Source organism: Collimonas sp., from assembly GCF_035566555.1.
In the GTDB taxonomy this organism is placed as follows: Bacteria; Pseudomonadota; Gammaproteobacteria; order Burkholderiales; family Burkholderiaceae_D; genus Collimonas.
Genome location: NZ_DATMRB010000076.1, coordinates 1 through 16,263 on the forward strand (window position 1 = coordinate 1; position 16,263 = coordinate 16,263).

The window sequence follows — 16,263 nt, forward strand, 5'->3', positions numbered from 1 at the left end:
TGATCCGGTGGGCGCGCCAGCGGCAACCTACGCGGATGCCAGCAACCCAGGTTACAGCAGCTTCGTCAGCAGCCACAAAACCCGCGGCACGGTGGTGTACGTTGGCGCCAATGACGGCATGCTGCACGCTTTTGACGGCGCATTAAGCGGCGGCCAGGAGCTGTTCGCCTATGTACCCAGCTTCCTGTATCAGGGACCAAGCGCCACGCCTGCGGTGAACGGTCTGGCTTCGCTGGCCAGCGCCAATTATATCCATCATTTTTTTGTCGATGCAACACCGGTAGTGACCGATGTCGATTTTGGCAAGGCCGGCAATGCAAATACCTCTGCTGACTGGCGTTCCTTGCTGGTTGGCGGCCTGGGCAAGGGCGGCAAGGGCTACTATGCGCTCGATGTCACCAATCCAGGTGCGCTGAGCAACGAAGCCAATCTCGCCAGCGCTGTGCTGTGGGAATTTACCGACGCCACCATGGGCTATAGCTACGGTCCGCCGATTGTCGTGAAAACCGCCAAGTACGGCTGGGTAGTTATCCTGACGTCGGGTTATAACAATGCCGACGGCAAAGGTTATTTTTACATCGTCAATCCCAGCAACGGCAAATTGCTGGAGCCGCCGATTTCGACCGGTGCCGGCAGCGCCAGCGCGCCGGCCGGCCTGGCACAGGCCTCCGCCTATGTAGGCGACTATACCGATTACACGGCCGACGCCGTGTATGCAGGTGATTTGCTGGGCAATGTATGGCGTCTCGATTTAAGCAAAACCACCGGTACCGGCTACGATGCGCCGACCCAGATCGCTTTGCTGACCGATGCGTCCAGCACCGCGGCAGCGCAGCCGGTCACCACCAGGCCGCTGATTGAGGTCGACAAGAATTCATTGAAACGCTACGTGCTGATCGGCACCGGCAAGTTGCTGGCGGACAGCGATATCAAGAGCAGCCAGATCCAGACCTTCTATGCCATCAACGATGGCACAGGCACCCGCTTCGATACCAGCGCGACCTTGCCGGCCGCCGTTGGCAAGTATCCGATTACCCGCGCCAACCTGAACAACAATACGGACGTCATCACCGGCATTGGCGCTACGCCTGGAAAGCCTTCCGGCTGGTATATCGACCTGGCGCTGAGCGCCAACAATATTGCGCAGCGCGTGACATCGCAAGCTGCGGCAAACGGCGGCATAGTGGCATTTGCCGCCAATCTTCCGGATGGCGACGTTTGTACTCCCTCGGGCAGCAATGATGTTTATGCCGTGAGTTACGGTACTGGAAAGTCCCAGCTTGCCAATCTGGCAGCGGTGACTACAACTGGCATGAACAATGGCATCTATTTTGGGAATGTCAATGGAAGGATCAAAGTGGTGACCACAAATACCGACGGCAAGAGCAATATGAGCGATCCCGGCAGCCCCTTGAACGATCCGTTCAATCGCCTGAACTGGCGTCAGATTCCAATTACGAACTGATGGCGGTGTCTTGCTGGGACAGGCAGCGCATGAGGCGGGTGCGCGCAGCGTGAGCGATATGCACCGTTTGCCTGGCGTCGCGGTATCCCTTGTGTTTCACATGGTGATTGCGGCGCTATGGTGGCATCAGAGCAACGGCGCCGGATTCTCATCGATGCCGGCCGCCGCGGCTCAGGAAACGCGCATCGATGTTCGGCTCATTGCGGCGGCGCCTCTCATCGCTGAAGGTGCGCTGCCATCAATTGCCGGGAGCACGGGATTTGAGGAAAGGCAGTCCTCGAAGCCGCTTCAGGAACGCAATGCGATCGAAAAAACTGCACTCCCACCGCCGGTATTTTACGGGCCGCAGGAAGTTGACAAGGACGCTTTGCCATACAGTGCGCCCGATCCGGATTTGCTGACGGGTGTTGTGGTTTCGGGATTGCCGATCCGCGTGCGCTTGTATATCGACGCCAGCGGCATGGTGGTAGGTGTCGAGCATTTGCAGGCGCTGGCCGACGATTGGCCGGCGCTGGAGCGGATAGAGAGGATGTTGCGCGGCACGTCTTTCATGCCGGCCAGGCTGGCGGGAAGCGATGTGAATTCATATCAGGACCTGGAGTTTCATATTGGCCCGGAACTGAACAAAACTGCGACGGCGGACTAGGCTGCAAGAGAGCGGCTTGGGAGAAGCACAGCTGCGCGAGATGGCGGTTATAGATGGACCGCTGAGGCCGTGCCTCATGTTTCATACCTGGCCAGAAGTTTTCTATCCTTACATTAAGATCAGGATCTCCTGATATTCCCTGATCCGGACTCTCATTATCCTGAGTCCGGCACGATGGCTGCCAATGCGTTCTTTCGGATATTTCGCATCCTCCTCTTCATATAATAAGGTGGTTCAATGCACACGGATGTTTTTCATCGGCGAGGATATTTGATTCTCGGTGCGATGTTGTTGAGTTCATGGCTCTTCTTGTCGCCAGCAGTTGCCGGTCCTACCCTGGCGAAAATCAGGGATACCCAGACCATCACGATTGCCTATCGGGAAAGCACGGCGCCGTTCTCGTATCTTGATGTGGATAAGAAGCCAGTCGGCTTCACGGTCGATCTCTGTTTGAAAATCATCGAGGGAATACGGCAGGAACTGAAGTTGCCGCAATTGAAAGTGAGCTATTTGGCTGTCACGCCTTCCAGCCGCATTGCCGCCATCACTAGCGGCCAGGCCGATCTTGAGTGCGGCACCACCACCAACAACGCCGAACGCCGCAAGCAGGTGGCGTTTACCGTCCCCCATTTTTTTGCCGGAGTACGAATGGCTGTCCGTACGGACTCGGGCATCAAGAATTGGATTGATCTGCGTGGAAGAGAAGTCGTGACTACCAAAGGGACGACTACCGTCAAGTTGCTGAACGACAGAAACAAGGTAAGGGCGCTGGCCTTGACGCTGGTGGAGGGAACGGATCACGCAGAATCGTTCAGGATGCTTGAAAAAGGGCAGGCCGCGGCATTCGTGATGGACGACGTTATTTTGTACGGATTCCGCGCAAGCATGAAGCGCCCCGAAGAATTCGCGATTGTCGGCGACGCGCTCTCGGTGGAACCCTACGCGATCATGCTGACTAAAGACGACTCCGAATTCAAGGCATCGGTTGACAGGGAGATGGCGAATTTGCAGAATGACGGCGATTTTCGCAAGATATACGACAAATGGTTCATGCATCCCGTGCCGCCGCCCGGCAAGAGCGTGAACATGCCGATGGGATATCTACTGCGGGATTCCATTCTTTTTCCCACAGATAAGATCGGGGATTAAGCGGCCTGCGCCGCTGCAGTGCCCGGACGTTCTTAAATGTCCCAGCGCTGCAGCGTATTGCGGCCTCCTGGATTTCGGCGACAGATATGTCGGCCAGGACGGTTGGAGTGCTTACACGGGAACGCTTACATTACCAGTGCTTGTTCCGCCTCCTGCACTTTGCGCCTGGCCAGCGCCAGATTCGATTTACTCTTGTCGAGGACCGTATAGATGAACAGGCCTTCGTGCTTGTCTATCGGCCGCAGTACGTGATACTGCTTGCCAAGAGTAATCAGGATATCTTCGATACTGTCATTCAGGCCGAGGCTTTTCATGGTTTTCAATTTGGCACGCACTACCTCGGTGTTACCGGCTGCCGCCAGCTCCAGATCGACGCCGCTGCCGCCTGAGCCCAGGATCATCCCGCTGTTGCTATCGACAATTGCTGCCGCCAGCGTGCCATCGATATTCAGTAGTGCGTCAACAATAACTTTCATGTTACTCATATTTATCCTTGGCTTTTATAGATAGCGGCGTTGAATGGAACAGAAACATCACCGCCGGCCGACCAACGCCGGTGATGCATGAAACTGCATCAGTGGTTCAGGATTAACTGCTGGATGAAGTTGCTGACAATTTTGTCGACCGTCCATATGGTGTGTCCCAGGATGGCGTCTTGGTTGACGACGATGCAGAGCAAATAGGGATATTTATGGCCGACCGGGCGGAAAATGATTTTTCCTGTCGGGGTTTCAAGCATCAAACGATCGCAGCCATCGAAGTCGACCTCTTTACCTATCGAGCGCGCTATGGCAATCAGGGAGCTGGTCATCGCCGATAGACGGGCCGCACTGAATTTTTGGCCCGGATCATAGATAGCGATTTCCTGCCCATCCAAGGTGGTCATGACCATCGTGGATATGCCATTTTGGGACAAATCAATTCGGCTGAATACATGATGGGCTGCGGTTGTTGCAGAAACGAGATTGGCTTTCATTTTTTGTGAATTTATAGTGGCGCCAGCAGCGATGAGAAGATATCCAGTGCATCCAGCATTTGTGGTCGTTCGCGTACGTCTACGACGATCATCGGAACGGCGATGCCCAGTGTCGCGGTCAGTTGCGATGCAAACCGGTCACTTGCCTCGGTGCTGATAGGACGCGCCAGCAGCAATATGCATGGCATGTCTTCGGAAACGGAAAAAACGGTTTGCAGATATTGCTCCACCGTGCGGACCGCATTCGTTTCGTTGGCGTCGACCATGATAATCACGCCAATCGCCATGGAGAGCAGCCAGCCGCGCATGAAATCGAAACGATCCTGTCCCGGGCTGCCGTAGATATGCAATTGTTCGCCGCCGTCCAGATCGACTACGCCAAAATCGGCGCCGACAGTTGTATTCGCTTTGGCTACAGAGGAGGGGTCCATGTTAGGAACATCGCAATCGACCATCAGGTCTCCGCACAAAGAACGGATCGCGGTTGTTTTGCCTATGCCCATCGGCCCCAGAAGAACTATCCGAAGTATGCACACTATTGGGGCCTCTCCAATTCTTGCGCACGGTTCCTACCCAGCCATTGATTGATTTTTTTGACAAACATGCCGACGCCGCTTTCCTTTTGATCAAGATAAGCCGGCTGTGCGGACTCTAGAGCGATCGGCAACTCTCCTCCTTCGATCAGCACTTCTTTTTTTCTCAGTTCGTCAAGAAACATATATGCATCGCGTTCCGTCAAGCCGCCGTATGTCAGGAGCCAATGCCAGCTGACGGATTGCTTGGTCATTACTGCAAGAATTTTTTGAAAGCGGATGGGTGAAAAATCGTGTCCCAGATTGATCCATCTGGAGATGCGATAAATTCTCTGGGAGACGAAATCGGATACCTCGTGTGTTCCGATTTGCTCAATCTTCAAGTCCAGTATTCGCAAGGCCGCCCGGTCGAGTACGTTGATCAGATCTTGCAGGCGGAAATTGAGCGGCAAGCTCATGTTGCCTCTGCCCGGCGGATGATCGGGGGATTCGGAGATCCAGATGCAGATGCAGTTGGCCGGCAGCATTTCGCGTGGATCGAAGACGGAAGGGTCCAGCAAGGCTACCGATGCAAATTTGAGGTCGGATGTAATCCAGCGGAATACTGTCCTTTCATTTGCTATCTGCATGAGGAGTTCATAGCGCAAGAACTCTTTTTCAGCGAGATGACTGACAGAAATGAAAGTGGCCTTACGCATTGTGGGGACCGCGTTGATTGCCTGGAATTGGAGCGTGCACAAGAATGTCTTCTAATTGCGGATACGGCATGAACTTCCCCTAAAAAATGCGCCAGATCGCTACCCCTCCTCGATTTGCTGCATGACTGGTCCCGTGCGAGGCATTTCCTTTGCACAGCCAACTAACGACAAGGGTAAGCAATACGCGGTGGAATGGATATCAGGGGATCTTGATATTTGCGCGGGATTTGTGAAATGCCTTGTCAGGAAATCCCTATGCGGATCATGAAACTTGACTGCATTGGCGCTTGATCCGGACAGGCAATTACAGCGATTGCTATCGATTTCGAAAAGCGGCTATTGGATGAACATTCCGAGATTGGAGGAAATACTTACCCGAAATTCAGGATTGCCTGATTGGAATTTTCCTTTGCGTCGCCCATCATTGATATCCGGAAACAATCGTTGGTAACGGTATCAATTGAATGCCGGATGGAGAAAATTCCTGCTCTGAAGCGAATGCGCGCATTGCCAATGCTCAGAAGCGCAGCTGGGATTGAGCGACGTTCGTCGCAGGAAGCCCGCGTTGGCAAACGCATCGGCGGCAGTGAATATCAACGGCAAGAAATTTGTCTGGTTCGACGGAGAAAATGACATGGCAAGGAAAGCTCCAGATGATGATCCCCTGTTGCTGGCGCAAATACTGCGTTCCTTCAATTTGGACGAAACCACCAGCGCTGCAAGATTTATAGAAAGCCTGGCTTTCGATACGATTTTTCGTGAAGAGTGGGAAAGCATTTACGGCAATCAGCATCAATTGCAGTTTTACGACAGGCTTGCCGACGACATTTTCGACGCCCTGGAAAACCATGGCGGTGTGGAAAATTCTGTGCGGGAGCAAGCCAGTCAGCTGCTTGGCGAAATCCAAGGGCACTACGAATGGCTTTGCAAGCACCTGCTCGGTACGGAAAACCGCGAGATCGATCAAAAAAGAAAATCATGCCTTTTTGATGGGGATCGCCGGTACAAATATAGGAACCCTTTTAGCGAATAGAAAAGACTATTCCTCCGGATACCTTGATCTCTTTTTTTAGGAAAACACGATGCAAGGTTTCATGAAGTTATTTTGTGTAACGATTTTCACCGGCATGACCCTGAGCGCATGCGGCGGCAGCGGTGATGCCGGCGGGGAGAACGCCAATTCAGGCAGCGGCACGGCTGGTGCAAGTGCGACCCCAACAACCGATACAAGCAACACCCCGGCCGGCACAAGCACCACTCCAACCGGGCCGGGCGGCAATACCTCGGTGGTGGACGCTGCGCTTCCGCCTGAGCCGCAACTTCCCAAAGCCTTGTGCGCTACTTTGATTGCGGGCCTCAAACAGACTGCTGGTCTACTGCCGTCGTCTGTGGACGCCAGTCGCAACAGTTCCAATCCGGATACGGTCAGAATTCAGAGCGCCATCTCCAATTGCCCAGCCGGGCAGGCAGTCAAGCTGATGGCTGGCAGCGACGGACAGAATGCTTTTCTTTCCGGCCCGCTGACCCTGGCGAGCGGCGTCACCCTCTGGCTGGATCAAGGCGTGACATTATTCGCATCGCGCAGTCCGGCGGATTTCGACAAGGGGGACGGCAATTGCGGCGACGCGGCAGGTAGCGGCAATTCCTGCAATGCGCTGATCACGGCCCGCAATAGCCAAAGCAGTGGTGTAGTCGGCGATGGCATCATCGATGGCCGCGGCGGCAGTGTCCTGACATCCGGCGCCAATGCCGGGAAAATGACCTGGTGGGATGTCGCCATGTTGAATAAATCGACCGGAAAGAATCAGAATAATCCGCGCCTGATCCAGCTTTTTGGCGGCAGCAACTTTACGCTGTATCGCATCGCGTTGCAGAACGCGCCGGCTTTCCACGTAGTGCCCAGCGACGTCAACGGCTTTACTGCCTGGGGAGTAAAGCTGTTGACGCCGACCCTGGCTTACAGCAATCCGGGTTATGCCTGTGCGGCCGGGACCAGCCCGGATCCGACTACGCCGGCGACCTCGCCCAGTACCTGTTTTACACCCGAAACCACCAAGAATACCGATGGCATCGATCCGGCTCAGGCAAGCAATGTCTTGATTGCCTACTCTTATCTCAGCGGCGGCGATGACAACATCGCAATCAAGGCGCATGGCAGCCAGCTGTCGCCCGCCGTCAATCATCGCATCGTCCATAACCACCTCTATTACGGGCATGGCATGTCGATCGGCAGCGAGACGGATGCAGGAGTCGACGGCGTCGAAATCCGGGATATGGCTATCGACGGCCAAGACTCGCCGAACGGCGTGGGCATCAGGATCAAGTCGGATGACGGCCGTGGCGGCGAGGTGAAGAACGTCCGCTATCAGCAGATTTGCATGCGCAACGTCAAGGAGCCGATGATATTCGATCCCTACTACAGTCCCGGCAACCATGCTTTGACGCCGAATTTTCACGACATCACGGTTAGCGGCTTTCATAATGCCGGCAGCGCAAAATACGGTGGTGGCGTTCTTACCTTCAATGGCTATGATCTCAACGGCATTGTCAATGTATTGAAGATCACCCTGGACAGCGTCATCTTCGATTCTGCGCCGGCACTGTCGACTGCGCGGCACAACGGTGGTCCGACGCCGCCGTCGAACACGCAGTTTACTGTCGGACCCGGTCCGGTCAACTTCGCGATTTCGCCTTCTGCGTCGAACAACGTGACGGTAACGGCCGTGCAGAAAAGCCAGTTGCCGCTGACTGATTGCAGCCAGGCCTTTGTTCCATTTCCCTCGTTGGCATCGCCTTTTTAACGTGATGTGCATGCAAGGACGGGAACAGTATTGGCGCGTTTTAAGTTGCACGCGCAGGGCTGCAAATACTCCAAAGACGAGCTGGCATGCGCCCGGGATTTTGACAATTCTGTTTTATTTCGACCATTGAAATAGCTTGATGAAAAATACTGACGACTTCGAAAAATATACTGAAAATGCAAACAAGCTGCTGGACGCGGTAATGGCCAGACTTGGGCTCAAAAGCGATGCGGCTCTTTCGCGACATCTTGCGGTGACGCCACCGGTCATCAGCAAGATCCGCCACGGCCGAACCGAAATCGGTGCAGCTATGCTGATCAGTCTTCATGAGGCCAGCGATTTATCGATCGCTGAGTTGAAGATTTTTCTGAGATCAGATGGCGTATCCCGGATGTGTGATTCGTAGGCGTCGTTTCAAACCGCCATTCATCCGCTACTGAAGCGTCTAAAGAAACCGTCGAAACCGTCGCCGCACCAAAACGGGCCTGCACAAAGCCGGTTTCCGGATCAGGTGCTGACCGGCTCTGGCAAGAACGGGTTTCTGAGCCGATGTGCAGAAATATGAATCTCGATTACCCTTTTTTCCTGCCCGGAGCACCTGTCAATTTTTGTCAGGCACGATCCGTGCTCTGGTCCAGAAGTCGTTCTCTTTTCTGTCATGAATCATGAAAATAAAAAGCCATTTTCCGTCGTTCTTAGTCGTTGCCTTGATCTCGACGCTGACCGCCTGTGGGGGCGGCGACGGCAACAGTGCTGCGAACACCGCTAGTCCAGCGACACCCGCCGGGACCGGCACGGGTAACGGCGATACTTCAACGACTTCTACCTGCAGCACCGCTACCAATACCACTACTCCCACTACCGTTCCGGCCACCACGCCGGCGACAACGGTGGCTTTGATCGACATCAGCGCTCCTATCCTGGCTAACCAGAACGTCGTCCTCAATGGCGATTCCGTCGTCGATATCCCTGCCGGAACGACTACTTACGGCGGCATCATTTCCGGAACCGGGACGCTCACGGTCCGCGCCCCCGGCGGTTCGGGCACCCTGGTTCTCACCGCCGACAGCAACTTCACACTGCCAGTCTCGCAGCAAACCGAGACCGCCACGCAAACCAAGAGCCCCACCGATCCCAACCACGTGCATTACTGGGTTATCCACAATCCCAATCCGCCGGCAGTGATAGTCAACGCCGGCGCCACATTGCAACTGGGGACGCCATCATCCACCGGCGGCGGCATCGGCAGCTATATTCCAAACACTGCCGGCACCACGATCAATCTGGACAATTTCCAGATCGACGGCACCCTGGTGCTGGAATCCGGTCCGACGCTTAACATGGGCATCCTGAGCGGCAGCGGCGCCATTCAAAGGCCGCCTATCGGCTCCACCGGCGGCACCGCCCGCTTCGTCGGTGACAATCCGTTCAGCGGCGTGTACTCTCAGCTTTACGGTGGTTATTTCGGCGTCGACCATGTCATTTTTTCGATGCCGAATGCGACCATTTTCAGCAACGAGTCGTTCATCACCGCAGCCCCGGAGGGCTTGTTCGGGGACACCGCGGCGCACCTGCTGAAGTATCCAAAAACCATTTGGGAAAGCCACTACGGCGACGATATCAATACCAACTCCGGTTTGGTGATGTTCACGGGCATCTACAGTTACAGCAACAGCGGTGACCAGCTCAAACCAGCCTTGAGCGATCCCAGCTTGAATACCATGCTGGTGCAAAATGTCTCAGGCAGCCTTACCGGAGGCACTAACTCCAGTTTCCGCGGCATCAATATCGAGGGCGGCACGACCCAGTGGGGCGACGGCACGACCAATCAATTCTTCCTGCCTTCGGCGCCGTCCCCCGCTGCCTCCAACTCCGCTGTAAAAAATGCCTATATCAATCTACACAGGGGGGCGACCCTGGTGTTCGATTACAACGGCAAGTACAGCTGTAACGTCGGTATTACAGGCGGTGGCGGGGGACCGGACGCCGACGGTTCGAGCGGAACCGGCAATCTCATCATCGCTGCCACCGCCGGCAACTACGCGATACTGGCCATGCCGCAGAACTACAACGGCATCACTACCATCGGCGCCGGCGCCACGCTCCAGATCGGCAACGGCGCACCGGTCAGCGCGGTACAGGCGACGGTGGGAGCGCCGACCGCCGCCGCGCCGTACGGTGCCATCTTGCGCCAGACCACACTGGCTACCTACACGGGAGATAGCAGCTTGCTTACCGCCGAATCGGCCAACGGCAGCCTCAGCGATGCCATCGTCGACAACGGCACGCTGATTATCGTCAACACATCGACTGCCATCACCCTATCCAACATCAGCGGCAGCGGGTTGATCAAACAAGCCGGCGCCGCAAGCACCACCCTGTCAGGCGCTAACAGCTACAGCGGCGGGACCACAATCAGCGCCGGCGCGCTGAACGTGGCCAGCGACACCGCGCTGGGCAGCGGCAGCGTGATCAACGGCGCTACCCTGGCGACCGCCAGCAGCCAGCATGCGCTCAATGTCGGCGGCAACTACACGCAGACTGCGAGCGGCAATCTCGCATTATCGATCGGCAGCGCGCCAGATCAGCTCAAGGTCGGCGGACAGGCGCTTCTGTCTGGCAGCCTGACGCTCAATTTCGCGGCGGCGCCGGCGCACGGGAGCAGGTTCGTGGTGGTGCAGGCTACCGGCGGCGTGAGCGGCGCCTTTGCCAGCATCAACGGTAACGTCGGCGGCGCCGGGCTGGCCTTGGCAGGCGGCCAGGACGCTACGAGTTACTACGTCACGGTGCCATGAACAGATGCCGCTTGACTGGCGTGCCTGGCGCCGATTGCAGCATAGGGAATTTCCGGGCATGCAGTGTGCGGATCCTGCATAAGAATCAAAGATTCCTGACACATCGCCTCCTTCCGCTCACTACTCCTGCGAACACGCAGATTTTATAAGTTCAAATAACTATGTCTGATCCCGTCCGCCGTCGCTTTGCGCTTTCCGCTGTATCTTCCCTTTTGCTGCTGCCCGCCGCAAGCGTAATCCCCGTCGCTGCTTATGCAGCTTGCAGCACTGCCGGCCGTTCTACAATCTGCGACAGCAGCGCGGCGAATCCCTGGACAACTACGATTGGCGGAGGCAATCTGACGGCCGAAGACGGCAGAACGGTCATAGTCGGCGCAGGCAGCCGGATCGCGGTCGGCGATGCCAATGCTATCAGCCTGCGCGACAATGCAAACATACGGGTGCAGAACGGCGGCGCGGTAAGCGCCAACGGGATCAAGAGTAACGGACTATATAAGAGCGGCGCCAATACAATAGAGTTTCGCAGCAACAGCACCTTGACTGTCGATCAAGGTGGCCAGGTCCTGGCGACCGGCACCGAAGTCAGCGCCGAAGCAATCAATCCGCAAGGCAGCGGTAATCTCATCGTCAACAATGGCACGATCAAGGCAGATCATGCCGCCGCCATCTGGTTTCAGAATGCGAGCGGGTTGAACACGGTCATCAACAATGAAACAGGCGTCCTCCAGGCGCCAGGCAATGTAATCGGCGCATCCGGCAACGGCGCGATCGACTTTACCAATAAAGGGAGGATCGTCGGCAACCTTGTTTTCTCCGGCGGCAATGACATATTACGGCTCTATACCGGCTCGGTCATTACCGGTAGTTTCGATGGTGGCGGAGGCAATAACACCCTGTTTCTGAGTGGAACAGGCAGCGCGTCCCTGCCCGGCAGTATTACGCATTTTTCGTCGCTCATAAAAAACGATACGGGAACCTGGACGCTGACCACTCCCATTACCGGAGTTGGGGTTGTCGAAGTTCAGCAAGGCACGCTGGCATTGAGCGCCAACAATAGTGCATATACCGGAACGATGAGCGTCGATGCGGCCGGCACGCTCGAAGCACGAGCGCAAAATCTGCCGCTTGCGGTCGCGGATGCCGGCCTGGTGCGCTTTGTGCAATCCGACAACGGAACCTACGCCGGCATCATTTCCGGCACCGGCGCGGTCGAAAAGACCCAGGGCGGCACATTAACGCTGGCGCCGACGGCGTCTGGCGGCAATACGTATTCCGGCGGCACCACGCTCACCGGCGGCACCGTTGCAGTCGGCGTCGACAACGCGCTTGGTGCAAACACCGGTGGACTGACCTTCAACGGCGGTACGCTTCAGCTTCTGCAGAGTTTCGATCTCGCCGGCTCGCGTGCAGTAACGATAAATGCAGCGGGCGGCACATTCGACACACAGGGTTTCGTATCCGCGCTGACGCAAGGCATGACCGGTTCCGGCAGCTTCAACAAAGCAGGAACAGGAACCCTGACGCTCGCAGGAAGCAATACATATACTGGCGGCACTACGATCTCGGCTGGCACGCTGCAGCTTGGCAACGGTGGCAAGAGCGGCAGCATCGTGGGCGATGTCGCAAACAATGGCGCGCTTGTTTTCAACCGTGCAGACAACGTGACTTTCGCCGGCGTGATCTCTGGTAGCGGCTCTGTCGCGCAGGCAGGCGCCGGCATGACGCTGCTGAATGCTGGCAATTCATATTCCGGTGGCACGATCATCTCCGCCGGAATACTCGCGGTGGGCGACGCCTCCCGCGCGAATGCAGTATTGTCCGGTGGCGGCAACACGGTCATCTCGTCCGGCGCCACACTCGGCGGCTATGGCAGCGTCACGGGAACGGTGACTAACAGCGGCACCGTCGCGGTAGCCAATGCTTTGTCCGTGTTTGCCAATTCGGGCAACGGTGGCTTTACGATCAACGGCACATTGGTGAACGCTGGCCTGGTGCAAATCGGCGGTCAAACGATTGGCAACCGGCTCAACGTGGTCGGCAACTATGTTGGCCAGAACGGCAACATCGCCCTGAACGCCTACCTCGCAGGTGATGGCTCGGCCTCGGACCGCTTGGTGATCAGCGGCGGCGCCGCCAGCGGATCGTCCAGCTTGCGCATCACGAATGTCGGTGGCCCCGGCGCGGCCATAGTCGCCGATGGGATTGAAGTGGTGCAGACCGTCAATGGCGCGACGACCGCGGCAAATGCGTTCTCGCTGGCCGGACCGCTCAAGGCCGGCGCATATTCCTACTATCTTGCAAAAGGCGGTGTGACCAGCGGCACCTCTGAAAACTGGTATCTGCGTAACACCGTGGCGCAAACGCCGACACCACCCGTGGTCGCGCCACCACCAACCACAACCTTAAGTACGCCTCCAGTTGTGCCCCCGGCCACGCCACCAGTTGTGCCCCCGGCCACGCCACCGATTACTCCGACAGGACCAACGCCATCGACCGGCTCCGGCACAATTCCGCTGTATCGTCCCGAAGTACCTATCTATGCGGAAGTTGCCAGCGTCGCCCGGCAGCTGAATATCCAGCAGCTCGCTACTTTCCATGATAGGCAAGGAGAGCAATCGTTGTTGACCGGGAGCGGCGAACTGCCGGCAGCTTGGGGACGTGTCTGGGGCAGCCATGCCAGGCAAGGCCAGGATGGTGCTGTCTCGCCCCGCTTCGATGGATCGACGACGGGAATGCAGGTCGGCCACGACCTCTATGCCGATACCGGCGCTGATGGACAACGCAATCATTACGGTCTGTTTGCCGGTTTTGCGCATGCCACCGGTAATGTCAACGGTTTTGCCATGGCCGTGCAGAACCTTGATGCCGGCAATCTTTCTATCGACGCATATAGTCTTGGCGGCTATTGGACTCGCGTCGGCCCCAGCGGCTGGTACACGGATACGGTCCTGATGGGAAGTTCACTGTCGGGTAACCCGCGTTCACACGATGGCGTGGGCGCCGCCACACACGGCAGAGCGCTCATCGGATCTATCGAAGGAGGTTTGCCAATCCGGCTCGGCGCCAATGTGATCGTCGAACCACAGGCGCAAGTGATCTGGCAAAGCCTGTCGTTCAATGACTTGAATGATAGTGTCTCGACGGTGGGCTTTAACAAGACCAATGCCGTCATGGCGCGCATCGGCGTGCGGCTGCAAAGCCGCTTTGAAACAGCGGCAGCAGCCTGGCGGCCGTATCTGCGGTTGAACCTGCTGCGCAGTTCCGGTTCGCACGACACCGTTGCTTTTGACCACACGACGATGATTTCCAGCGGCACGAATCGGACAGCTGGCCAGCTGAACACTGGTTTGGTCGCAACAATTAGCAAATCGGCCAGTGCGTTTGTCACGGCCACCTACACTGCCAATCTCGGTGGAGTGCAACAGCGCACGGTCATGGCGGATGCAGGCATGCGGTGGAGTTGGTAGCTTGCGGTAAAGATTGCATCATGGTCGCACGGACTAAAGTCTTGGTAGCAGCTCGCGATTCGATGCAAATTATCCAGCTAGTGATTAGTTTTGGACGCAAACCAGCATTGTTTTGAAAATGCCAGCGGATTTACTCACACGGAGTTGGAAGAAATGATTTTTTCATTACGCAGAATAAGTAGCCTTATTTGTGCAGCAATGATAACCACGTTGGGTGCTGCGTTCGCAAGGGCGGATTCCTTTACGCATCCTGGTGCCTTGCATACCCAAGCCGATCTTGAGCGAATGAAAACCAAAGTCGCGCAAAGTGCACAGCCTTGGCTTGATGGATGGAATATTCTTATCAAGAATCCTCATGCATCGTTAAACTGGGTGCCACGTCCTGTTGATGTGGTTTACCGGGGCAAAGACGGTGCCGGTCATCCAGAGAATTACAGCGCGCTATTTAACGATGCTGCGGCAGCCTATGCGCTTGCTTTGCGCTGGAAGATAAGCGGCGACGATGCCTATGCCGACAAGGCTGCTTCCATCCTGGACGCTTGGTTGGCAACGCTGACGGGGATAAGCGGGAGTTCAGACAAATTCCTGGCGTCCGGAATCTATGGTTATCAGCTCGCCAATGCGGCAGAAATCCTGCGCACATACAAGAAATGGCCTGAGAATAATTTCAATAGCTTCAAAACGATGATGCTCGACGTTTTTTATCCTATGAACCATGATTTCCTGGTCCAGCATAACGGTGCGAAAATCGACCATTACTGGGCCAACTGGGATCTCGCAAACATGGATTCGATGATCGCTATCGGCATACTCGCTGATCGACGAGACATCTATGACGAGGCGATCGAATACTTCAAGCATGGTGAGGGCAATGGCGCCATCAATCATCTAGTATGGAAAATATACCCCGAAGGGCTAGGGCAGACGCAGGAAAGTGGGCGTGACCAGGGTCACAATTCGCTGAACGTTTCCTTGCTGGGCGCCTTTTGCCAGATGGCGTGGAATCAGCGCGACGACCTTTTCGGTTATGAAGACAACCGCGTCCTGAAGGGGGTTGAATACATTGCAAAATACAATCTCGGCGAGGATGTTCCCTACACACTGTACCGCAACAGCGACGTGACTCAGGAAAACATTTCCAGTGCAGGTCGTGGCGATAGTCGTCCGGTCTGGGAATTGTTCTACAACCACTATGCGATTCTCAAAGGAAAAAATGCACCCTATACAAAGGCGTTTGCGGAAAAAGTGCGTCCCGAGGGAGGCGGTGGCAATTACGGTCCAAACAGCGGCGGCTTTGACCAACTCGGCTACGGGACGTTGGCATATACCTTACGCTGAAGGCAGCGGTTATTTTTTTACGTACGATTTTCGAACGCCTGAAGCGTTAACTGCCATCGAATTCATGCGTTTAGGGTTTCTTATGGTCGCGCCAATTTGACATTGTTTGTTCCAGCAGCGGTATTGTTTAGGCCAAACTTTATTGTTTGAGTAAAGACTTTTTTGTCTGGCCATAACTCGAACCAGGGACCTGTGGATTTACAGTCCTCCGACAGACTTTATTACCACCCGACAGACTTTATTGTTTGTGATCAATACTCATCCCAACATAGAAAAAGCGACTAATAATATCTTCTTCACAATTTGTGGATCCTCGCCACGAGCGAGCTGTGACGATGCATTACTTAGTTGTGCATCGATATAGGTGGCTGCAAACTCTGATGACATGTCTGCAG

Annotated in this window: 14 protein-coding genes; 9 read left to right on the forward strand and 5 right to left on the reverse strand. The window is 55.8% G+C overall.

The genetic code is table 11. The annotated features are described in order from the left end of the window. From VNZ65_RS09680 to VNZ65_RS09690, 3 genes are all read left to right on the forward strand, one after another. On the forward strand, positions 1-1,465 hold a 1,465-nt coding region (locus VNZ65_RS09680; RefSeq protein WP_325668383.1), incomplete at its 5' end, for a pilus assembly protein. A gap of 49 nt (positions 1,466-1,514) precedes the next feature. After that, complete coding sequence (locus tag VNZ65_RS09685) at positions 1,515-2,111, forward strand: hypothetical protein (RefSeq protein ID WP_325668385.1); 597 nt, start codon at positions 1,515-1,517, stop codon at positions 2,109-2,111. A 237-nt stretch (positions 2,112-2,348) separates the two neighbouring features. Beyond that, on the forward strand, positions 2,349-3,260 hold the full coding sequence (locus VNZ65_RS09690; RefSeq protein WP_325668388.1) for an amino acid ABC transporter substrate-binding protein: 912 nt from the start codon (positions 2,349-2,351) through the stop codon (positions 3,258-3,260). A 125-nt stretch (positions 3,261-3,385) separates the two neighbouring features. Here the strand turns inward: VNZ65_RS09690 and VNZ65_RS09695 are convergent, their stop codons facing one another. From VNZ65_RS09695 to VNZ65_RS09710, 4 genes are all read right to left on the reverse strand, one after another. Continuing rightward, positions 3,386-3,745: a hypothetical protein gene (locus tag VNZ65_RS09695; protein WP_325668390.1), complete on the reverse strand. Its 360-nt coding sequence runs from the start codon at positions 3,743-3,745 to the stop codon at positions 3,386-3,388. An 89-nt stretch (positions 3,746-3,834) separates the two neighbouring features. Next, the gene (locus VNZ65_RS09700; RefSeq protein ID WP_325668392.1) at positions 3,835-4,236 is read right to left on the reverse strand and encodes a roadblock/LC7 domain-containing protein; all 402 of its coding nucleotides are present in this window, start codon (positions 4,234-4,236) and stop codon (positions 3,835-3,837) included. A gap of 11 nt (positions 4,237-4,247) precedes the next feature. Beyond that, the gene (locus tag VNZ65_RS09705) at positions 4,248-4,772 is read right to left on the reverse strand and encodes a GTPase (RefSeq protein WP_325668394.1); all 525 of its coding nucleotides are present in this window, start codon (positions 4,770-4,772) and stop codon (positions 4,248-4,250) included. Further along, a complete protein-coding gene (locus VNZ65_RS09710) occupies positions 4,772-5,467 on the reverse strand; it encodes a hypothetical protein (RefSeq protein WP_325668396.1) in 696 nt (231 codons plus the stop codon). Before VNZ65_RS09710 ends, VNZ65_RS09705 begins: the two co-directional genes overlap by 1 nt. Before the next feature lie 565 nt (positions 5,468-6,032). Between VNZ65_RS09710 and VNZ65_RS09715 the strand changes: the two genes are divergently transcribed. The 3 genes from VNZ65_RS09715 to VNZ65_RS09725 all read left to right on the forward strand — a co-directional run bounded on the left by VNZ65_RS09715 (position 6,033) and on the right by VNZ65_RS09725 (position 8,674). Continuing rightward, on the forward strand, positions 6,033-6,500 hold the full coding sequence (locus tag VNZ65_RS09715; RefSeq protein WP_325668398.1) for a hypothetical protein: 468 nt from the start codon (positions 6,033-6,035) through the stop codon (positions 6,498-6,500). A gap of 61 nt (positions 6,501-6,561) precedes the next feature. After that, positions 6,562-8,268 (forward strand): glycoside hydrolase family 28 protein, encoded by a 1,707-nt coding sequence (locus VNZ65_RS09720; RefSeq protein ID WP_325668400.1) that lies wholly within the window; start codon positions 6,562-6,564, stop codon positions 8,266-8,268. Between the two features lie 139 nt (positions 8,269-8,407). Beyond that, positions 8,408-8,674, forward strand: coding sequence for a hypothetical protein (locus VNZ65_RS09725; protein WP_325668402.1), 267 nt, complete (start codon positions 8,408-8,410; stop codon positions 8,672-8,674). A 195-nt stretch (positions 8,675-8,869) separates the two neighbouring features. On the opposite strand, the gene VNZ65_RS09730 is transcribed toward VNZ65_RS09725, so the two are convergent. Next, positions 8,870-9,175 (reverse strand): hypothetical protein, encoded by a 306-nt coding sequence (locus tag VNZ65_RS09730; protein ID WP_325668404.1) that lies wholly within the window; start codon positions 9,173-9,175, stop codon positions 8,870-8,872. On the opposite strand from VNZ65_RS09730, the gene VNZ65_RS09735 reads away from it, so the two are divergent. From VNZ65_RS09735 to VNZ65_RS09745, 3 genes are all read left to right on the forward strand, one after another. Beyond that, positions 9,159-11,063: an autotransporter-associated beta strand repeat-containing protein gene (locus VNZ65_RS09735; protein WP_325668406.1), complete on the forward strand. Its 1,905-nt coding sequence runs from the start codon at positions 9,159-9,161 to the stop codon at positions 11,061-11,063. The genes VNZ65_RS09730 and VNZ65_RS09735 overlap by 17 nt on opposite strands. Positions 11,064-11,224: 161 nt before the next feature. After that, a complete protein-coding gene (locus VNZ65_RS09740; protein ID WP_325668407.1) occupies positions 11,225-14,530 on the forward strand; it encodes an autotransporter outer membrane beta-barrel domain-containing protein in 3,306 nt (1,101 codons plus the stop codon). Between the two features lie 90 nt (positions 14,531-14,620). Continuing rightward, positions 14,621-15,868: an alginate lyase family protein gene (locus VNZ65_RS09745; protein WP_325668409.1), complete on the forward strand. Its 1,248-nt coding sequence runs from the start codon at positions 14,621-14,623 to the stop codon at positions 15,866-15,868. Positions 15,869-16,263 lie beyond the last annotated feature (395 nt).

Excerpts from the sequence above, each read along its gene's own strand:
- VNZ65_RS09740 (WP_325668407.1), top strand. The coding sequence starts at position 11,225 with ATGTCTGATCCCGTCCGCCGTCGCTTTGCGCTTTCCGCTGTATCTTCC.
- VNZ65_RS09695 (WP_325668390.1), bottom strand. The coding sequence starts at position 3,745 with ATGAGTAACATGAAAGTTATTGTTGACGCACTACTGAATATCGATGGC.
- VNZ65_RS09710 (WP_325668396.1), bottom strand. The coding sequence starts at position 5,467 with ATGCGTAAGGCCACTTTCATTTCTGTCAGTCATCTCGCTGAAAAAGAG.
- VNZ65_RS09725 (WP_325668402.1), top strand. The coding sequence starts at position 8,408 with ATGAAAAATACTGACGACTTCGAAAAATATACTGAAAATGCAAACAAG.
- VNZ65_RS09690 (WP_325668388.1), top strand. The coding sequence starts at position 2,349 with ATGCACACGGATGTTTTTCATCGGCGAGGATATTTGATTCTCGGTGCG.
- VNZ65_RS09730 (WP_325668404.1), bottom strand. The coding sequence starts at position 9,175 with ATGTCGATCAAAGCCACCGTTGTCGCCGGCGTGGTGGCCGGAACGGTA.
- VNZ65_RS09720 (WP_325668400.1), top strand. The coding sequence starts at position 6,562 with ATGAAGTTATTTTGTGTAACGATTTTCACCGGCATGACCCTGAGCGCA.
- VNZ65_RS09700 (WP_325668392.1), bottom strand. The coding sequence starts at position 4,236 with ATGAAAGCCAATCTCGTTTCTGCAACAACCGCAGCCCATCATGTATTC.